Raw genomic sequence first — 19,795 nt, forward strand, 5'->3', positions numbered from 1 at the left:
GTTCTTCCTACTTTCCTATACAAAAATTACTGAAAATTTCATGCATTAGTTGCTCATGTATTGTATCTCCTGTAATTTCGCCAAGGAGATTAAGAGCTTCTGTTATATCAGTAGATACGATTTCTAAAGGCATAGAAGCTTCTATAGTACCAATCGCACTTTTTAGACTTTTTAGAGACTCTTCTAATAGATGAATATGCCTGATATTTGTGACAATCTCAAAAGATTCTAATTCAAATCCTTCAGCGCTAACTTTATCTAACATCTTTTTCTTTAGTTCCTCTAATCCAATTTCCTCTACAGCCGAAATTTGAACAATTTCTTTTTCATATTTCAAAAGGTCTTCAGGCTTTATTGTCGTTTCTTTGTCTAGCTTATTTAGTATCAGCAGAGAATTTCGAGCTTGAATTAATTTTAATAATTCGAAATCTTCTTCATCTAAAGGCTGGCTTCCATCAAGTATAAGTAATATCAAATCGCTTCTTTCTAATATTTCAACGGACTTCTCAATGCCTATTTTTTCAATGATATTTTCTGTCTCTCTTACACCTGCTGTATCTATAATCTTAAAGGGAATTCCTTCAATAGTAATATATTCTTCGATAGTGTCCCTAGTGGTACCTGGAATCTCCGTTACAATAGCCCTCTTTTCTCCTAGTAAAGAATTGAGTAAGGAAGATTTTCCTACATTAGGTTTCCCGATTATGGCAGTATTTACACCTTCTCGTATCAACCGTCCATTTTGAGAATGATAAAGTAAGTTTTGAACCATGTCATGAGCTTCTCTTGTGTTTTGTAATATCTCGTCATAGGACATATCCTCTATATCATACTCTGGATAATCTATAGTAGCCTCTAAGTGAGCTAACATTTTAATGAGCAATTGTCTTATCTCACTTATTTTTTTTGATAAGCTTCCTTCTAATTGTTTCATAGAAATATCTAAACTCTTATTGGTCTTTGCGTTAATAATATCGATAATCGCTTCTGCTTGGGTTAAGTCAATACGTCCATTCATAAATGCTCTCTTTGTAAACTCTCCAGGGCCAGCTATATTTGCGCCATTTTCTACGAGCAAATTTAAGATGTTTCGAACGGGTACAATTCCTCCATGGCAATTGATTTCTACAATATCTTCTCTTGTATAGGTATTTGGACCAATCATTTTAGATACAAGAACCTCATCAACTATTCTTTCATCTTTTGGATCTATAATATGACCGTAAATAATTTTTTTATCGTCGTATTCTTCAAAACTTTTTCCTTTTGGCTTGAATACTTTATTTATTATATGAAAAGCCTGGCTTCCTGTCATTCGGACAATTCCTATGCCAGAAAAACCTACAGGTGTTGAAATAGCAGCAACTGTATCTGTAACATAACTATTCAAATTTTGTCACCTCGTACTTATATACTTATTTATTTAGTTTAACATGTAATCTTTATTTTATTTGATAAAAAAGTGCTTCTTTTTAATCCAACTATTACTTAAGTCATCCTGAGCGCAGCGAAAAATCTTGACCTGCCAATCCTAGATCCAAGATGCTGGTGACTGATAGCTGGTTACTTGATAGTAATACCTAATTTATTATGCCCGAAAGGCGAGATAAATTAAATGGTGTTACCCCTGTCAGGGTTGTTGACTAAAGCGCTGAGGCGCTTTCTTATTGGTTTTGCTCGACTCGTTAGTTCACGGAAAAAGACCAGCTTTAACTGGTCTTTTTTACATCTATGACAACTTTCCTAAAGGGCTCTTCCCCTTGACTGTACGTATGTACATTCTTGTTTTTCTGAAGAGTCGAATGAATGATTCGCCTCTCATAAGGGTTCATAGGTTCTAATTCGATTTTTCTACGAGTTTTTTCTACTTTGTGTGCCAGCTTTCCTGCTAATTCTATTAGTGTGACTTCTCTCTTTTTGCGATAATTCTCAGTATCTAAGTTCACTCTAATATACTGTTCAGATTCCTTATTAACCACTAAACTAGTCAAATACTGTAGAGAATCTAATGTTTGTCCTCTTCGACCGATTAAAACGCCCATGCTATCGCCTTTTAACTCAACAAATAGGACATTATCTTCTAATTTTGCCTCAATATGGGCATCAATATTCATAGCATGGCAAACTTCCTTTAAGAAATCTGCGGCAATATCACACAAGTCAAGCTGTAAAGTTACTTCTACTTTTGCAAGCTTACTTCGAAATAAGCTCATAAATCCACTGCTAGGAAGTTCTAAAACTTTTGTTTCAACTTTATCTTTAGTTGTATTTAATTCTTTAACTGCCCTCTCAATAGCCTCTTCTACTGTCTTTCCAGTTGCAACTACAGCTTTCATAAGCTATTTACCTCCCTCTTGGGTAAAAAGTGATCTCATAAAAATTTGTTGTACAAAGGTGAATATATTTTGAATAACCCAGTACAATGCTAAACCAGATGGAAATGTCCACGCCATAAAGCCAATTAAAAGTGGTGACATAATTTTCATGGACTGGTTCATTTGTTGAGCTTGTTCATTACCACCTGGAGTTTGAGAAGTACTCATATACAGGTAGGTAGTTACTGCTGCAAGAATTGGAAGTATGTGAAGTGGATCTGGTTGTCCTAAACTAGGTAGCCACAAAAAAGCTTTATCAATAGCATCATATGCTTCTTGAGAGCCAAATACATAGATTTGAGGTTGTTGTAATACCCTATACAGACCGATTATAATAGGAAATTGAATGAGAAGAGGTAAGCACCCTCCCACAGGATTAATATTGTGCTCTCTATACAATTTCATGGTTTCTTCATTAAGCTTTTCTGGATTATCTTTATATTTTTTTTGTATTTTTTGAATTTCAGGTTGAACCTTATTTGTTGCCTGCATAGATTTTGTTTGTTTGATATTAATAGGTAATAATATTAATTTTGCAATAAGAGAAAATAGAATAATGGCTATACCATAATCCCCCACAAAGTTATATATATAATACAGCATACTACCAAACAACTCGTATAATATGGTCATATATTCCTCCCTAAATTACCTTTTCACAATAAGGGGTCATACCCACCTGGATGAAAAGGATGACATTTTCTCAACCTGTTTATGGACAGGAAAAAACCTTTTACTGCACCATACTTATCAAAAGCTTCGTAACAATACTGGGAACATGTAGGATAAAACCTACACCTACCTGGCAGTAAAGGTGATATAAACTTTTGATAGAATCTTATACCAAGTAAGAAGATGTTTTTAATCATTTGATCACTTTTTCACTAGATTATTTTTCTTCATGAGATGCTTTACTGCACTCTCTACTTGAGAAAAAGAGCTAGACTCTATGCCTACCCTTGCAATAAAGATGATATCATATCCGGCTATAAATTTTTTGGCGTTTATTCTGTAACTCTCTTTAATTAGTCTTTTTACTCGGTGTCGAACTACACTATTGCCATTTTTCTTACTGACTGTAATGCCTAGTCTATTGCAGTTTAAATTGTTTTCTACATAATACATGATGAGCAACTTATTGCCATAGGATTTACCCTTCTTATAGACTTTTTGAAATGTTCTGTTGCTAAAAGATTCAATCTTTCCCATTTGTTCGCCTACTTTTATAGGTTGATAAAAAGGCCACAATATGCGGCCTTAAGCTGATAATCGCTTTCTTCCTTTTCTTCGTCTATTGCTAAGAACATTTTGACCTGTACTACTAGCCATTCTCTTTCTAAAACCATGGACTCTAGATCTTTTTCTTTTCTTTGGTTGATAAGTCTGTTTCATCTGGAACACCTCCTACTGGTAATACATTTATTAATAAATATATTTCATATTTTTCTATTTAATGTTTCACCCTAAAATTATATATTCAAAGATAAGGCTTGTCAAGAAAATTCGAGAGCACCGTACTACTTCCCAAACTCCTCTACTAAATGATTAAGGTATTCTTGCCTTTCCATTTTATACAGCAGTTCTTCTTCTATTTTGTCCTTTTCTTCCATTAATACTTGAAGTTTTTCAAATTCACTAGCACATAGTGATATTTCTGTGGAAATACGGTCAAGCCTTTCTTCTAGTAATTCAATTTGGCCATCTATACTTTCATATTCTCTTTTTTCATTGTAAGATAATTTTGTTTTGGTTTTTTCTTTCTTTGATTCTAGAATAGAAGCTTTACTTTTTTCTTCCATATAAGATTCTACAGTAGCTTCTAAGGAGGAATTACTATTCCAATTACTACGGGTTTCTTCTATATAATCAAAATAATTTCCAGTATATTGTGTAATTTTTCCTTTTCCATCTAAATAGAAGATCTTATTACAAATTCGGTCTAAGAAGTATCGATCATGAGATACGGTTATGACAGGACCTCTAAAATCGTCAATATACCCTTCTAATACGTTTAAAGTGTCGATGTCAATATCGTTTGTAGGCTCATCTAGTACTAATACATTAGGCGAGTCTATAAGGATTTTCATAAGGTACAGCCTACGCTTTTCTCCACCTGAAAGCTTATAAATTGGCGTCCACTGCAGGTCTGAAGGAAAGAGAAATTTTTCCATCATTTGAGAAGCACTTATTTTATTGCCATCAGAAGTAGTCACAAATTCTGCTGTTTCCTTTATATACTCAATTGCTCGAAGGGTTTCATCCATTTCTTCTATTTGCTGAGAAAAGTATGCCAATTTGACCGTTTCTCCTAAGGTGACTGTCCCATGATCTGGACTCAATTTTCCTATAATAAGATTTAATAGAGTTGTTTTACCTGCTCCATTGTCACCGATGACGCCTATTCGGTCATCTTTTTGAAAGGTATAAGAAAACCCATCCACAATATGTTTGTTTCCAAAGCTTTTGTGTAAATCCTCGATTTCAATAATCTTTTGACCTAATCTAGAATGAACGCTGCTAATCTCTATTTGGGTTTCTTCTATATCCACTTTAGCGTCTTTTATTGCTTCAAAACGCTGAATTCTAGCCTTTTGCTTTGTAGTTCGAGCTCTAGCACCTCTCTTAATCCAGGCTAGTTCTTGACGATAAAGGTTTTGCCTCTTTCGCTCCATAGAACTTGCCAACTCTTGTCTTTCAAGCTTTTTCTCAATATGATGAGTGTAATTTCCTTCGTAGATATATAGATGACCCTTATCTAATTCCATAATCTTTGTTACGACTCGGTCTAAGAAATACCGATCATGAGTGATCATAAGTAAAGAACCAGTCCTACTCTTTATATGCCCTTCTAACCAATCAATCATCTTATTATCTAAGTGGTTAGTAGGTTCGTCTAGTATGAGCAAATCACAAGGAGTCACTAGTGCACTAGCTAAAGCCACCCTCTTTTTTTGACCGCCAGATAAGGTACTAATTTTCCTGCTATAATCCTGAATCCCCAATCTTGTTAAAATAGTTTTAATCTGATTTTCCATACCCCAAGCATCACTTGAATCCATTTCATTACTAAGCTGAGAAAGCCTTCTTTGGATTTTTTCGTTTTCAGGCTCTTTGCTTATCTCGTCTAGAGCGTTTTGATAATCTCTGATTAATCTCAACACTTTAGAATCACCCTTAAAAACTTGTTCAAGTATACTGGAATCCTCATCAAATTCAGGATCTTGAGGTAAATATTCAATTTTCATACCGCTAGTCATCTGAATATTCCCACTTTCACTAGGTTCCATACCCGCTATCATCTTTAAAAGAGTAGATTTCCCAGTACCATTGATTCCAATAAGACCAATCTTTTCATCTACAATACTAAAAGATATATTTTTAAAAAGCACCTTTTCACCATAACTTTTCGATAAATTATCTGCCGTAAGTATACTCATTTAATCAACGCCTTTCTAAAAATGCAGGTGGTAAGGTGATAAGGTAGTAAGGTGGTAAGTAAAATCATAGTAGCCACCATTGATGGCTTAGGGGTTTTGCTTACCACCTTGAAGCTTACCACCTTACCACCTTACTTCGGAAACTCCATTCTCCAACTAAAGTAATCATTTTCTTTATTTTTCTCATAATATAGATAAGCTGTAAAGCGTTTTCCTTTTTTGCTTATAAAGTGATTACCGTAGACTTTTCCTTCTTCTAATAGTTTTATGACAACTTCTTTTGTAGGTCTTACTTTTAGAGCCTCTAAAAATTTATCGTTTTTCCAAACTACGAATTTACAACCTGCTTTCCAATTACTACATCCATAGCCTTTCGTTCCTTCAATTACATCACTTTTACATAGAGGGCACTTTCCTAAACTTTCGTGTTTTTTTTCATCCTTTGGCTTGATTTCATTAATAATGTGAAATTCATCTTTTTTTATTACATCTACAGCTGATGTAGTAAACATAAAGATTTCATTTAAAAATTCTTGTTTTTTTAATTGCCCTTTTTCAATTTCAGATAATGATTTTTCCAATCTACCTGTATACTCTAAATCGAGTAATTCCTTAACAGGAAACATCTCTACTAATCTTTTTCCCATATCTGTTACTGTGAGATTTTTTCCACTTCTCTCAATATATCCAACCGTCTCTAATTTTTTTATGGTTTCTGCCCGAGTTGCTGGCGTTCCAATACTAAAACCGCTTAATATGGCTTGTACCTCTTCTGAATCCTGTTCTCCATCCTTATATTTTTTTCCACAAGTCTCCATCACTCTTAGAAGAGTCTTTTCTGTATGTTTTTTTGGAGGTAGGGTTTTTTTCTCTTGTATCTTTGTTTTCATCGTATGAACGATGTCGCCTTTTACCGCCATTGGTAAAGTCTTGTCCTTTGACTGGATATCCTCTACCTTTTTCCAACCCTTTGTAAGCTGAATTCGACCTTTTGAGATGAATGTACCCTTTGCTTCTTCTACATCTACCTTAGTGACAAGAGTAGCCTCTTCATGTTCTGCTATAGGCATAAACTGCATAATAAAACGATTTTTTACAGCTTCATATACAATTTTTTCATCGCCATCTAAGCCTTTTGGCAGCAAATAAGTTGGTATAATAGCGCTATGGCTTTCTACTTTGCTATTATCAAAGACTCTCTTGTTGATTGAAAATACAATCTCATCTTCATAGGCTAAGCCTTTTTTAACTGTATTTAATACTTTTTGAGCTTTTGATGTTAGTGATTCCTCTAGGGCCATACTGGCTGTTCTAGGATAAGTTATGAATTTCTTCTCATATAAACTCTGAGCTATCTTCAATACTTTATCTGAAGTCCAACCTTTATATTTGCTTGTCACATGACCTTGCAGATTTGATAGATTAAATAAGCTAGGTGGATATTCCTTCTTTTTTTCTACTTGCTTGTCTATTATAATGCCATCTTGATCTTTAATTGCCTTTTGAACTACTTGAAGTAAGGCTTTTTCTGGGAATTTATCCTTATTCTCTAAGGTATAGATTCCCTCATATACTTCTCCACTTTTTGTCTTGAAATCTGCCATCAATTTATAAAAGGCCTCTGGTTTAAACTGTTCGATTTCCATATCTCTATCGTATATGATTTTAAGAGTTGGCAAGAGCACTCGACCAATATTTAAAGGTCTCCCTGACCCTCTCTGATATTTTAATGTTGCAACGCTGGTCAGATTAATCCCAATAACCCAATCAGCCCACTGCCTGCTAATCCCCGCATCTCTCAGGGGCTCCATTGTACTATTAGGCTTTAATTTTTCAAGCCCTGCTTTTACTTCTGTTGGCGTCCATTCATTTAACAAGAGCCTCTCTACGCTTTTGTTTACGTGTAAGTATTCTAAAATAATATCTCCAATAATCTGCCCTTCACGATCGTAGTCACAAGCTGATATTACTCCATTTACACCTTCTTTATTAATGAGTTCCTTAATGAGCTCAATTTGCTTAAAAGCACCTTCATCCACAATAGCACGATTTTTACTATTTGATTTGACTTTATATTCAAAGCTTTGTGGGATAAAAGGGTAGTTCTCCATTCGCCAGCTAGACATCTTTGAATCATAATCTTTTGCATCTAATAATTCTAGGAGATGACCAAAAGCCCAGGTAACTAAATAATCATTGCCTTCAAAATACCCATTCTTCCTCTTATTAGAATGAACTGCATCAGCGATATTCTTCGCTACAGATGGCTTTTCTGCGATAATTACTTTCATTACAAAACCCCTTTATATTAACAAAAACTGCTCGTTATTATAACACGTACATCGTTTTATCTTATTATAACATCTGTGCAATTGATATTTGCTTTTTCATTATAATTAGCATACAAACACCTAAAATCGGCACAATGTAGACAAGTATATAATCTATTTTTATAGATTTCAACATAAAAGATAAAAAACCCTCATAAGTATCTTTGAGGTGATTGAGATGTCTTTAAGTATAAAATCAAAATTAAAAGATGTATTTAAAGATCCAAATGGAAGAAGAGTGTTAGAAAAATATTTCAGTGAAGAACTAAAGCACCCTATGTTAAAGCTGGCTATGGGTTTAACATTAGAACAAATAGCAAAAAAAGCTGGCCCAGAAAAAGCACCACAAAGCTTAATTGATAAGATTGATAAGGAACTTAGGGATTTGTAATATTTAACAATGCCAAATAACTGGAGCTTTTTGGTTGGTTCGTTGGACGGTTGGACGAGAAATCTACAATTGCATTTATATGCTAGTAATATTACTTTTTATTGGCTTCCACTCATTAAATTTTCCAACATTCCAACATTCCAACTAATAATCTAGTTAATAGTCCATTTTCAACCTAAGTATGGTGATCCCACCGTTTAAGGATAAAATTTTCCGATCAATCCTCTTGTGTTTAAAATCTTTTCGCACCATATTGGCTAATTTATCGCCTCTATTGTTTCCGTGTATTACGACTACTTCTGTTATATTTATACTTAAATTTTTAAAAACTTTTTGTAAGAAACTTCTAGCCTCCATTACAGTCATTCCATGGAGGTCTACTTCTAATGAATTATCCATTGTTTCTATCCTCTACTAGTCTAAATCTTTCTACGATTTCTCCTTGGTACTCCACTTTTTCCGTCCACATGCTCAAAGGTCTGACCCATATACCCCGCTCACCATAAAGAGCTTGATACACAACCATATCCTCCATAGTTTCAGAGTGTTGAGCAATATAAAGAAGTAAGTAGTCCTTTCCCTTAAAATGTCTATACACTGCGTTTATTTTTAATGTATTCATATTTTCACCTATATATTTTTTAAGCTATCTACACCTTAATTCTAAGTTTTACATTATATGTTCTATGTAAAACCTTTTAAGTAGTTAAACTTTCTTTTTTTCACCAAAAGACCTAAAAGGACTACCATAATGCTAGTGACTAGCAAAGGAAAGTGCTAAAAAACGCTTTCCTTTGCTTAAAATCCTCTAGAACTTCCACCGCCTCCAGCGCTACCTCCTCCACCAGATCGGCCTCCGCCTCTTCCTCCACCACGTGAACCGCCTCTACCAATCGATCTAAGGACAGTATAGGTAATTACTCCTCCTGTAAACTTAAAATCTAAAATGATCAAAGGAACGATGAAGATAAGTGCTACAATAACCGCTAGAGGAGAAGGTCCTTCATTTTGACTTTGATCTTCTACTACAATTCCATCTCCGATGTAATTTTCTTCATAACCATATTCTTTGTAGATTTCATTTACGACAACATAAAAACCTTGTAGTATTCCCTCGCTATAATTACCTTCAGAATAGTAAGGAAGCATATAATCATCTTGAATTCTACCTGTTTTTCCATCTGTTAAAGTGCCTTCTAAGCCGTATCCAACTTCAATCCGAGACCATCTGCCTTCTGCATCTAGAAATAACAATACTCCATTGTCTTCCTCAGAATCTCCAATTTCCCATTTTCGAAACAAGTCAATGGTGTACTCTTCTAGGGGAACTTCTCCAATTCCTTCTACTGTAACCACTACAACTTGAGCTTTTGTCTTATTTTCTAGTGCGGTTCCAATTTGGATGATTTCCTCTTCTGTTTGACTATCAATAACATTGGCATAATCATTTACATAGAAAGCAGGAGTAGGTAAAGGAATTTCACTTGCCGCTACTCCTGAAGACATAAAAACAATTATTATAAGAAAGAGGAGCCCTAAGGTTTTACGAAATCTCCTATGATCATTCACCAAATAACTCTCCTACATCAGGATTTTCTGTAGCCCCTTCATCTGCTTGGAAATAATCCACACTATCAAATCCAAGAATATTCGCAAAAATCACTGTTGGAAAGCGCTTTACCTTAGTATTGTAGCTCTGAGCAACTTGATTATAATCTCTTCTACTATTGGCAATTCTATTTTCTGTTCCTGCTAATTCGTCTTGCAAATTGAGAAAATTGGTATTGGCCTTAAGCTCGGGATAATTTTCAGAAATGGCTAGCAATCGAGATAATGCACCAGACAATGCTGCATCCCCCTCAGCCTGTTCCTCTATAGTAGTAGCCCCTGCTAATTGGGCTCTCGCATCGGCAACTGCTGTGAATACCTCTTCTTCATGTTGTGCGTAGTTCTGTACAGTAGCTACTAAATTTGGTATTAAATCATTTCTCCTCTGCAATTGGGTATCAATTTGACTTAATGTATTATTCACAGTTTCTCTTTGGTTTACCAAACTATTGTAACTTCCAATACCGCCTAATACTAAAGCTACTAGTAAAATACCTATTATAACAAGTATTTTTCCAGAACCTTTCATAATAAAACCTCCTTAATATTTCATACTTTGTTATTTTTTATACTATTTACAACTGCTTGTTATACTTTCTACAATGTCTCCTTTATTTACCCATATTATATAATATTTCCAATGAAAACGAAAGCATTATGGGTTTTCCAGAAAAAAATGAGAATAATTGTCCACCTTATGCACATAATCGTTGATTCCATTATTTTTTTCTGTTATTATATATAAACAGATGTTGATAACTTATGTAAATATTATAAACATATCCACAAATTCTTGATAACTTGTGGATATGTTCATGTGTTTTGAAAGGGAAGTCTCCCTTTTTTACATTTTATGCCCTGTGAATATCTTTTTGTCAACAGGTGTTTATAATTGAATGCTTTTCAAAAACACATTTATTTATCTACATAGATATTAACAAGAAGCAGCTTCAGGAGGAATCGTATGGATAAAAATCTCGACAAATTATGGAATGATACTCTAAAAATTATTAAAGAAGAAATTACCCAGGTGAGTTTCGAAACTTGGATAAAAAGAATAGAACCTATTTCTTACTCTAATAATGTAGTTGTCCTGGGCGTAGAAAATGATTTTACAAAAGGTATTTTAGAAGCTAGATATTCCATCTTAATTGTCAATTCACTAAAACACGTTACAGGTGAGAATCTTGTTGTCGAGTTCACAATACCGTCTTCTACTCCTATTGTAGATAACACTCAACAGCCTATTTCAAAGACTAAGCAAGATAAACAAAGCTACTCAGACAATACGAATTTAAACCCTAAATATACCTTTGATACTTTTGTCATTGGAGACAGCAATCGCTTTGCTCATGCAGCTTCCGTTGCTGTTGCAGAAGCTCCAGCTCAAAGGTACAATCCTCTCTTCATTTATGGTGGAGTAGGTTTAGGTAAGACCCATTTAATGCACTCAATCGGTCACTACACCCTAGAGCAATCGTCTAATAAAAAGGTAGTATATGTCTCTTGCGAGACCTTTACCAACGAATTTATTGATTCGATTCAAAACAGAACAAATGTATCTTTTCGAAATAAATACAGAAATGTAGACGTGTTGTTGATTGATGATATTCAATTTTTAACCGGTAAGGAAGGAACTCAAGAGGAGTTTTTTCATACTTTTAACGCTTTACATGAGGCAAATAAACAAATCGTCATCTCTAGCGATAGGCCCCCAAAGGAAATACCTACCCTAGAAGATCGACTTCGCTCTCGATTTGAATGGGGGCTCATTACAGATATTCAAGCACCAAACCTAGAGACAAGAATTGCCATCATGAAAAAAAAGGCTACTACAGAAGAGATGGATATTCCAAACGATGTACTAAACTTTATCGCTAGTAAAATACAGTCTAATATTCGTGAACTAGAAGGTGCTTTAATAAGAGTAAACGCATTCTCGAAATTGACAAATCAAAAGATCTCTGTTGATGTAGCGAACGAAGCCTTAAAAGACATCATCTCGAATAACAAACCAGAAATTATCACTGTCGATTTAATTAAAGAGATTACTGCAAAATACTTTAACATTGAAGTAGAGGACTTTAACTTAAAGAAGAGGACAAGGGCTATTGCTTATCCTAGACAAGTAGCTATGTACTTATCTAGGGAACTAACGGATTTATCTTTACCTAAAATTGGAGAGGAATTTGGTGGTAGGGATCACTCTACAGTCATTCATGCTTATGATAAAATCGCCAAGGAAATCGAGTCAAACTTTGATTTTAGAAACCTTATCCAAAGAATAACGAAAGAAATACAAGGCAATACTTAATATTTTATCAATGTAGAGCAAAATTATGCTCTTAAAATAAGATATGTGAACATTAAGTCGCTTGTGGACAAATCTTAATAACTTTTCTTTAATTTCAACTTTTATCAACAAGTTATAAACGTGGATAATTTTAGACTTAAAGGACTACTTTAACTTATCAACAAATTCACACCCCCTACTACTATTATTACTAAAATAATTTAAATAAATAATTAATTATACGGAGGCTCTACTTATGAATTTTATTACGAGTAAAGATTCACTACATCATGCTGTCAATATTGTTCAAAAAGCAGTATCGAATAAAACAACTATGCCTATTCTTGAAGGAATCTTGTTTCGAATTGTGGACAATACAATCTATTTAATGGGAACGGATTTAGAAATTGGTATTAAGACCGTATTACCTGGACAGATTATTAGCAGCGGTAGTGTAGTTATATCTGCAAAATTGATTTCAGAAATCGTAAGAAAATTACCTGATGACGACGTTATAATAGAGCTAAAAGAAAATCACGTTCTCAATATTAAGTGTTCGAACTCTGAATTTAATATACAAGGTCAAAGTGGAGATGATTTTCCTCAACTGCCTGAAGTAGACTCTGCACAAGAAATATCTGTTCCAAAAGAACTATTTAAGGGAATGATTCGAGAGACTATTTTCTCTGTAGCTAAAAATGAAAATATTCCTATATTGACAGGTGAACTTCTTGAGTTACAAAATGGAATACTAAAATTTGTAGCTTTAGATGGCTATCGTTTGGCAGTAAGGCAAGGTTTTATAGATAATCCCATTAGTTTAAAAGAGGTTGTGCCTGAGAGGACATTATCAGAACTTTATAGAATTACTTCTTTAAGCAGTGAGGATAATATATATATGTCGTATTCCAAAAACCAGATTCTCTTCAGATTAGGAGGGACTTCAATCGTATCAAGGCTGTTAGAGGGAGAATTTATAAACTACAATCAAATCATACCTCAAAACTATACGACCAAAGTTAAGGTAGATGTTCGAGACTTACTGGCTAGTTCGGAAAGAGCTTCTTTAATGGTCGGCAGTGGGGAAAGTAATCTGATTAAGTTGAATTTTTCTAATGATACTCTTGAAATTCGGTCTAATTCAGAAATAGGAACGGTATGTGAACAAGTAGAGGTAGAGATGGAAGGGGACCCCTTAAAAATTGCGTTTAATTCTACTTATCTCATAGATGTACTTAAAGTTATAAGTGATGAGGAAGTATATTTAGAATTTACTACACCTGTAAGCCCATGTGTATTGAGACCAATTACTGGAGATAACTATACGTATTTAATTTTACCTGTACGATATATGGAACATTAAGATGCCAAAAGGTATCTACTGTGTAATCAGGCAAACCTACTAGTGGGTTTGCCTGATTACAGCTAGGGCAGTAAATGAAAGGAGTGTTCATATGGAAATAATAGAGATAAAAACGGAATTCATTAAATTATATCAGCTTTTAAAGTTTGCAGGCATTGTAGAAAATGGAGCAGTTGCTAAACATATTGTTCTTGATGGAGCTGTTAAAGTAAATGATGAAGTGTGTATCCAGCGAGGAAAAAAGATTCGACCAGGCGATGTAGTAGAAATAGAGGGTTTTGAATCTTTAAAAGTCATTGGCGAAGAGCATTAACTAAAAGGCTGTTAAGTTTATGAAGGATGCTAGACTGGGCAAAAGGGGAAAAAATGTATTTATCTAATATAAAGCTAAGTAATTTTAGAAACTATAATGCCTTAAGTACTGAATTAAGCTCGAATATTAATATTATAATAGGAGACAATGCTCAGGGAAAGACAAGTTTATTAGAAGCAGTATACGTCTTGGCTAGGGGCAAGTCGTATAAAAACACCATGAGTGAAATTATTTCATGGAATCGAGAATCCAGCCTTCTAGAAGGGACTTTTCATAAACAGTACTACAAAGATCATGTGCGGATTTCCTTGAATAAACCCAATAAGAGCGCTATTTATATCAATGATAAGAAGGCAAATAAAAGAAGTGCTCTCTGGGAAAATATTCAAGTTGTACTCTTTAGCCCAGAGGATTTAAAAATGATCAAAGAAGGTCCAGATCTAAGGCGAAAATTTATTGATAGTGGGTTAAACAATACAAAGCCAAGCTACGGAAATGTCCTTAGAGACTACTCAAGAGCCCTCTATCAGAGAAATAATTTACTAAAATCTCTACGCCGTAGCAATTACGGTAAAGAAACATTAGAAGTATGGGATCAACAGCTCGTTCATTTAGGACAGAAGATTATCATTTCTAGAATCAACTTTTTAAAAAAGATTAATTCTATCACAAAAGAAATACACTATACTTTAACAAATAAGCAAGAAGAACTAAAATTATTTTATATCTCCAATATTATTAAAAATGGTGAAGACATCGATCATCTAGAGGAAGTATATGAAAAGAAATTTCGCCAAAATTTAGAAAGAGACATACAAAAAGGATATACTAGTATAGGCCCTCATGTTGACGATATAAGAGTTACTATAAATGACTTCGATGCAAAGACTTATGGTTCACAGGGTCAGCAAAGGACAGCTGCCCTATCTTTAAAACTCTCCGAAATCGAATTAATAAAATCAGAAATCGACGAGAATCCCATTATTTTATTAGATGATGTTATGTCAGAGCTAGATGTAAAAAGACAAGAAAAAATTATTAAATACTTTGAGTCCTCTCAGGTATTCATCACGTGTACTGAGATGAATTTCGAAGATTTTCTGGAAAACTTTAATAAAAAAATATATACTATAGAACGTGGACAAATAGTAAAAGAGACATGAGATTTGTTTTATTCCATTAATTATATTATAATTAAGCTTCTATAGAGTGAACAGGAGGAACACATATGGCACAAGAGAATTATGGTGCGGAGCAAATTCAAGTACTAGAAGGCTTAGAAGCTGTTAGAAAAAGACCGGGAATGTATATTGGTAGTACAGGTTCAAAAGGTCTGCATCATTTAGTATATGAAGTTGTAGATAATAGTATCGATGAAGCTTTAGCAGGCTATTGTGATAAAATTACAGTTACTATTCACCAAGATAATTCAATCACGGTTATAGATAATGGTAGGGGAATCCCTACAGGAATGCACCCAAAAATGAAAAAATCAGCAGTAGAGGTGGCTTTAACCATATTACATGCTGGTGGAAAGTTTGGTGGTGGAGGGTACAAGGTTTCAGGGGGGCTCCACGGCGTTGGTATCTCTGTTGTAAATGCATTATCCGAGTCTTTACATGTAGAAATAAAACAAAATGGACAGGTATATAGGCAAACTTATGAAAGAGGAGTACCTACATCTGAATTAGAAGCAGTAGCGACAACCAATCGTACAGGGACTAAAATAACCTTTAGACCAGATCACAAGATTTTCGAGGAATTGGTATACGATTATGAAATATTAGAGCATCGTTTAAGAGAATTGGCCTTTTTAAATAAGGGCATTAAAATAAAATTAGAAGATGAGCGGGAAGAAAAACAAAGCAATGAATACCACTATGAGGGTGGTCTTATTTCTTTTGTAGAATATTTAAATAGAAATAAAGATCCTTTACACGAAAAGGTCATTAACTTTGAAAAGAAAAAGGATGATATATTAGTAGATATCTCAATGCAGTATACAGAGGATTATAGTGAAAATATATATGCATATGCCAATAATATTAACACTATGGAGGGCGGAACTCATTTAAATGGCTTTAAGTCTGCTCTTACAAGGTGTATCAATAATTATGCAAGGCAGTATAAGTATTTAAAAGACAGCGATAAAAATTTAAGTGGTGAAGACGTTCGTGAAGGTTTAACAGCAATTATTAGTATAAAATTGACGGACCCTCAATTCGAAGGTCAAACGAAGACGAAATTAGGTAATACAGAAGTAAAAGGTATTGTAGAAGTTGTTGCAAATGATGCTATCGCATCATTTTTAGAGGAAAATCCTAATGAATCTAAGGTCATTATTGAAAAATCATTAACTGCAGCCAGAGCTCGAAATGCTGCAAAAAAGGCTAGAGAATTGACTAGGAGAAAAAGTGTACTAGAGAGTACTGCATTACCTGGAAAATTAGCGGATTGTAGAGAAAAAGATCCTGCTCTATCTGAAATATACATTGTTGAGGGAGATTCAGCAGGTGGTTCTGCAAAGCAAGGTAGAGATCCAAAGACACAAGCTATTCTTCCACTAAGAGGAAAAATCTTAAATGTTGAAAAGGCTAGATTAGATCGAATATTGAATACGGATACCATTCGCTCTATGATTACAGCCTTTGGAACGAATATAGGACCAGAATTTTCGATTGATAGTGCCAGGTATCATAAAATTATTATAATGACAGATGCGGATGTTGATGGCGCTCATATTCGAACTCTTTTGCTTACTTTCTTATACAGATATATGAGAGGGTTAATCGATGCTGGCTACATTTATATTGCTCAGCCACCTCTCTATAAAGTACAAAAGGGTAAGAGAATAGAGTATTGTTATAGTGATGAAGAGCTAGAAAAGGTTATGGAAGAAATCGGAAGAGATAATAATGTTTCTCTCCAGAGATATAAGGGTCTAGGAGAGATGAATCCAGAACAACTTTGGGAAACGACCATGGATCCCTCTACGAGAATTTTATTACAAGTTACAATAGATGATGCCATAAAGGCAGATGAATCTTTTACCATTTTGATGGGAGATAAAGTTCAGCCAAGGCGTGAATTCATTGAAAAAAATGCGAAAAAAGTTAAGAACTTGGACATATAGGAGGTGCTTAAATGGATAATATGGACATGGAAAAACACGATAAAGTATTGCCAATAGATATCGAACATGAGATGAAAAAGTCTTATATTGATTATGCTATGAGCGTAATTGTAGGAAGAGCACTTCCAGATGTTCGAGATGGTTTAAAGCCAGTTCACAGAAGAATTATTTATGCTATGAGCGAACTGGGTTTATCCCCTGAAAAATCATATAGAAAGTGTGCCAGAATTGTCGGGGACGTACTAGGTAAGTATCACCCTCATGGGGATAGTTCAGTCTACGATGCTTTAGTTCGAATGGCTCAGGATTTTAATTACAGGTATTTATTAGTAAATGGACACGGTAATTTTGGTTCTATAGATGGAGATAGCGCTGCTGCCATGAGATATACAGAGGCTAAAATGGCTAAAATCACTGTGGAGCTTCTTCGTGATATTAATAAAAATACTGTAGATTGGATGCCTAACTTTGATGAGACTCAAAAGGAGCCAATGGTTTTACCTGCTAGATATCCAAATTTATTAGTAAATGGATCTTCAGGAATTGCAGTAGGTATGGCCACAAATATCCCGCCTCATAACTTGAATGAAGTCATCAATGCTACAATACATCTTATAGATCATCCTGATAGCAGTATTCAAGACTTAATTCAATATGTAAAGGGCCCAGATTTTCCTACTGGTGGTATTATTCTAGGAAGAGAAGGTATGAAAAGCGCCTATACTACAGGTAGAGGCAGGATAAAAATAAGAGCTAAGACTCAAATAGAAGATATTACAAACACAAGACAACGAATTGTCATTACAGAGATTCCTTATATGGTAAATAAATCTCGATTAGTTGAAAAAATAGCTGATTTAGTAAAAGAAAAACGAGTAGAAGGAATTTCAGATCTTCGTGATGAGACAGATCGAAATGGTATTCGAATTGTTATAGATTTAAAAAGAGATTTTAATGCGGAAATAATCCTAAATCAATTATATAAACATACTCAATTACAAGATACATTTGGTGTAATTATGTTGGCTTTAGTAGATAATCAACCAAAAGTTCTAAACCTAAAGGAAATGTTAGGATATTATATAGACCATCAAAAAGAGGTTATTGTTCGAAGGACTCAATTTGATTTGCAAAAGGCAGAAGATCGAGCTCATATACTAGAGGGCTTAAGAATTGCCTTAGATAATATTGACCGCGTCATTACAATCATTCGATCATCTAAAAACGGTGAAGTTGCCAAAGATGGTTTAATGGCTGAATTTGCGCTATCTGAAAAACAAGCCCAAGCAATACTAGATATGCGTCTTCAAAGGCTTACTGGTTTAGAGAGAGAAAAAATTGATCTTGAATACAGTGAGTTGATGGAAAAAATAGCAGAATACAAGAGGATTTTATCAGATGATAAATTCATTTTTGAAGTCATAAAAGAAGAGCTTCTTCAAGTAAAAGAAAAATATGGCGATGAAAGAAGAACTGCTTTTGAAGAGGATTATGAAGATATATCCATAGAAGACTTAATTGATGAAGAAGACGTAGTAATTACTATGACTCATGTTGGGTATATTAAGCGAATATCAGCAAGTACCTATACTGCCCAAAAACGAGGCGGAAAAGGTATAACCGCCTTAAGTACAAGAGATAATGACTTTGTAAATTATCTATTTACGACTACCACCCATCATTATATTTTATTCTTTACCAATAAAGGTAAAGTATATCGCTTAAAGGCATATGAAATTCCAGAAGCTTCTAGACAAGCAAGAGGAACAGCCATAGTGAATATACTTCAATTAGAGCAAGATGAAGAGGTAACAACAGTAATACCAATTAAGGAATTTGTCGATGATTTCTATTTGCTTATGAGCACAAAAAATGGAATCATAAAAAGAACAGATCTTTCTCAGTATGATTCCTCTAGGAAAAATGGGCTTATTGCTATTACCTTAAATGAAGGCGATGAACTGATTTCAGTGGAATTAACGGATGGAAATCAAGAAGTGATTATGGGGACAAAGAATGGATATGCTATTCGATTCTCAGAGAATGAAATAAGAGTTGTGGGTAGAACTGCTATAGGAGTAAAAGGAATTTCGCTTCGCGAAGATGATGAAGTTATTGGTGTAGGTATCCTTGATCAAGATAAATATATCTTATGCGTCACTGAAAATGGTTATGGCAAGCTTACTGATGATTCTGCATATCGTGCTCAAAATAGAGCTGGAAAAGGCATACAAACCTATAAAATAACAAACAAAACTGGAAGTCTAGTTGGAATCATCATATGTGACAAAGAAGACGAAATAATGATGATTAATAATCAAGGAATCATCATTCGCATAAAGACATCAGATATATCTGTGATGGGTCGAAGTACTCAAGGCGTACGTTTAATGAAATTAGAAAAAAATGAAAAGATCATAAGTGTAACGAAAGTGATAAGCGAAGATGAAGACGAAGATATAGACATAGATTCAGAAGAATAATAAAAATAGCAATCAGCCACCAGCGGGTGGCTGATTTTTTATAAAGCTCATACCTAGCACCTAGGAGCT

19 protein-coding genes are annotated in these 19,795 nt (G+C 34.3%); 7 read left to right on the top strand and 12 right to left on the bottom strand.

Annotation, left to right across the window (positions count from 1 at the left end; all coding sequences use genetic code 11):
* Positions 1–7: 7 nt before the first annotated feature.
* From mnmE to DES36_RS09895, 8 genes are all read right to left on the bottom strand, one after another.
* A complete protein-coding gene (gene mnmE / locus DES36_RS09860) occupies positions 8–1,390 on the bottom strand; it encodes a tRNA uridine-5-carboxymethylaminomethyl(34) synthesis GTPase MnmE (RefSeq protein WP_113921037.1) in 1,383 nt (460 codons plus the stop codon).
* A 319-nt stretch (positions 1,391–1,709) separates the two neighbouring features.
* Positions 1,710–2,336 (bottom strand): RNA-binding cell elongation regulator Jag/EloR, encoded by a 627-nt coding sequence (gene jag, locus DES36_RS09865; protein WP_113921038.1) that lies wholly within the window; start codon positions 2,334–2,336, stop codon positions 1,710–1,712.
* Positions 2,337–2,339: 3 nt separating this feature from the next.
* Positions 2,340–3,008, bottom strand: a complete 669-nt coding sequence (locus DES36_RS09870) for a YidC/Oxa1 family membrane protein insertase (protein WP_113921039.1) — start codon at positions 3,006–3,008, stop codon at positions 2,340–2,342.
* Positions 3,009–3,031: 23 nt separating this feature from the next.
* On the bottom strand, positions 3,032–3,244 hold the full coding sequence (gene yidD / locus DES36_RS09875; protein WP_207657445.1) for a membrane protein insertion efficiency factor YidD: 213 nt from the start codon (positions 3,242–3,244) through the stop codon (positions 3,032–3,034).
* Positions 3,245–3,248: 4 nt separating this feature from the next.
* Positions 3,249–3,584 carry a ribonuclease P protein component gene (gene rnpA, locus DES36_RS09880; protein ID WP_113921040.1) on the bottom strand — a complete coding sequence of 112 codons (336 nt, stop codon included), beginning with the start codon at positions 3,582–3,584 and terminating at the stop codon, positions 3,249–3,251.
* Positions 3,585–3,632: 48 nt separating this feature from the next.
* A complete protein-coding gene (rpmH, locus tag DES36_RS09885) occupies positions 3,633–3,767 on the bottom strand; it encodes a 50S ribosomal protein L34 (protein WP_113921041.1) in 135 nt (44 codons plus the stop codon).
* Positions 3,768–3,892: 125 nt separating this feature from the next.
* Positions 3,893–5,812, bottom strand: a complete 1,920-nt coding sequence (locus DES36_RS09890) for an ABC-F family ATP-binding cassette domain-containing protein (RefSeq protein WP_113921042.1) — start codon at positions 5,810–5,812, stop codon at positions 3,893–3,895.
* A 131-nt stretch (positions 5,813–5,943) separates the two neighbouring features.
* Positions 5,944–8,103, bottom strand: a complete 2,160-nt coding sequence (locus DES36_RS09895) for a type IA DNA topoisomerase (protein WP_113921043.1) — start codon at positions 8,101–8,103, stop codon at positions 5,944–5,946.
* Positions 8,104–8,320: 217 nt separating this feature from the next.
* Between DES36_RS09895 and DES36_RS09900 the strand changes: the two genes are divergently transcribed.
* Positions 8,321–8,533 (top strand): hypothetical protein, encoded by a 213-nt coding sequence (locus tag DES36_RS09900; protein ID WP_113921044.1) that lies wholly within the window; start codon positions 8,321–8,323, stop codon positions 8,531–8,533.
* A 156-nt stretch (positions 8,534–8,689) separates the two neighbouring features.
* Here the strand turns inward: DES36_RS09900 and DES36_RS09905 are convergent, their stop codons facing one another.
* From DES36_RS09905 to DES36_RS09920, 4 genes are all read right to left on the bottom strand, one after another.
* The gene (locus tag DES36_RS09905) at positions 8,690–8,932 is read right to left on the bottom strand and encodes a Smr/MutS family protein (protein WP_113921045.1); all 243 of its coding nucleotides are present in this window, start codon (positions 8,930–8,932) and stop codon (positions 8,690–8,692) included.
* Positions 8,925–9,155 (bottom strand): DUF1653 domain-containing protein, encoded by a 231-nt coding sequence (locus tag DES36_RS09910; RefSeq protein WP_113921046.1) that lies wholly within the window; start codon positions 9,153–9,155, stop codon positions 8,925–8,927. Before DES36_RS09910 ends, DES36_RS09905 begins: the two co-directional genes overlap by 8 nt.
* A gap of 176 nt (positions 9,156–9,331) precedes the next feature.
* Positions 9,332–10,102: a TPM domain-containing protein gene (locus DES36_RS09915; protein ID WP_113921047.1), complete on the bottom strand. Its 771-nt coding sequence runs from the start codon at positions 10,100–10,102 to the stop codon at positions 9,332–9,334.
* Positions 10,095–10,670 (bottom strand): LemA family protein, encoded by a 576-nt coding sequence (locus DES36_RS09920; protein ID WP_113921048.1) that lies wholly within the window; start codon positions 10,668–10,670, stop codon positions 10,095–10,097. The genes DES36_RS09915 and DES36_RS09920 overlap by 8 nt, the downstream gene beginning before the upstream one ends.
* Positions 10,671–11,105: 435 nt before the next feature.
* Between DES36_RS09920 and dnaA the strand changes: the two genes are divergently transcribed.
* The 6 genes from dnaA (at position 11,106) to gyrA (ending at position 19,726) form a co-directional block, all read left to right on the top strand.
* The gene (gene dnaA / locus DES36_RS09925; protein ID WP_113921049.1) at positions 11,106–12,455 is read left to right on the top strand and encodes a chromosomal replication initiator protein DnaA; all 1,350 of its coding nucleotides are present in this window, start codon (positions 11,106–11,108) and stop codon (positions 12,453–12,455) included.
* A 235-nt stretch (positions 12,456–12,690) separates the two neighbouring features.
* Positions 12,691–13,797, top strand: a complete 1,107-nt coding sequence (gene dnaN / locus DES36_RS09930) for a DNA polymerase III subunit beta (RefSeq protein ID WP_113921050.1) — start codon at positions 12,691–12,693, stop codon at positions 13,795–13,797.
* 91 nt (positions 13,798–13,888) lie between these two features.
* Entirely contained in the window at positions 13,889–14,110 is a 222-nt protein-coding gene (locus DES36_RS09935; RefSeq protein ID WP_113921051.1) for an RNA-binding S4 domain-containing protein, read from the top strand.
* A gap of 53 nt (positions 14,111–14,163) precedes the next feature.
* Positions 14,164–15,273 carry a DNA replication/repair protein RecF gene (gene recF / locus DES36_RS09940; RefSeq protein WP_170128262.1) on the top strand — a complete coding sequence of 370 codons (1,110 nt, stop codon included), beginning with the start codon at positions 14,164–14,166 and terminating at the stop codon, positions 15,271–15,273.
* A 65-nt stretch (positions 15,274–15,338) separates the two neighbouring features.
* The gene (gyrB, locus tag DES36_RS09945; RefSeq protein WP_113921053.1) at positions 15,339–17,243 is read left to right on the top strand and encodes a DNA topoisomerase (ATP-hydrolyzing) subunit B; all 1,905 of its coding nucleotides are present in this window, start codon (positions 15,339–15,341) and stop codon (positions 17,241–17,243) included.
* Between the two features lie 26 nt (positions 17,244–17,269).
* Complete coding sequence (gyrA, locus tag DES36_RS09950) at positions 17,270–19,726, top strand: DNA gyrase subunit A (RefSeq protein ID WP_423230757.1); 2,457 nt, start codon at positions 17,270–17,272, stop codon at positions 19,724–19,726.
* Positions 19,727–19,795: the final 69 nt, after the last annotated feature.

The sequence above is a fragment of the Alkalibaculum bacchi genome (assembly GCF_003317055.1).
Lineage (GTDB): Bacteria > Bacillota > Clostridia > Eubacteriales > Alkalibacteraceae > Alkalibaculum > Alkalibaculum bacchi.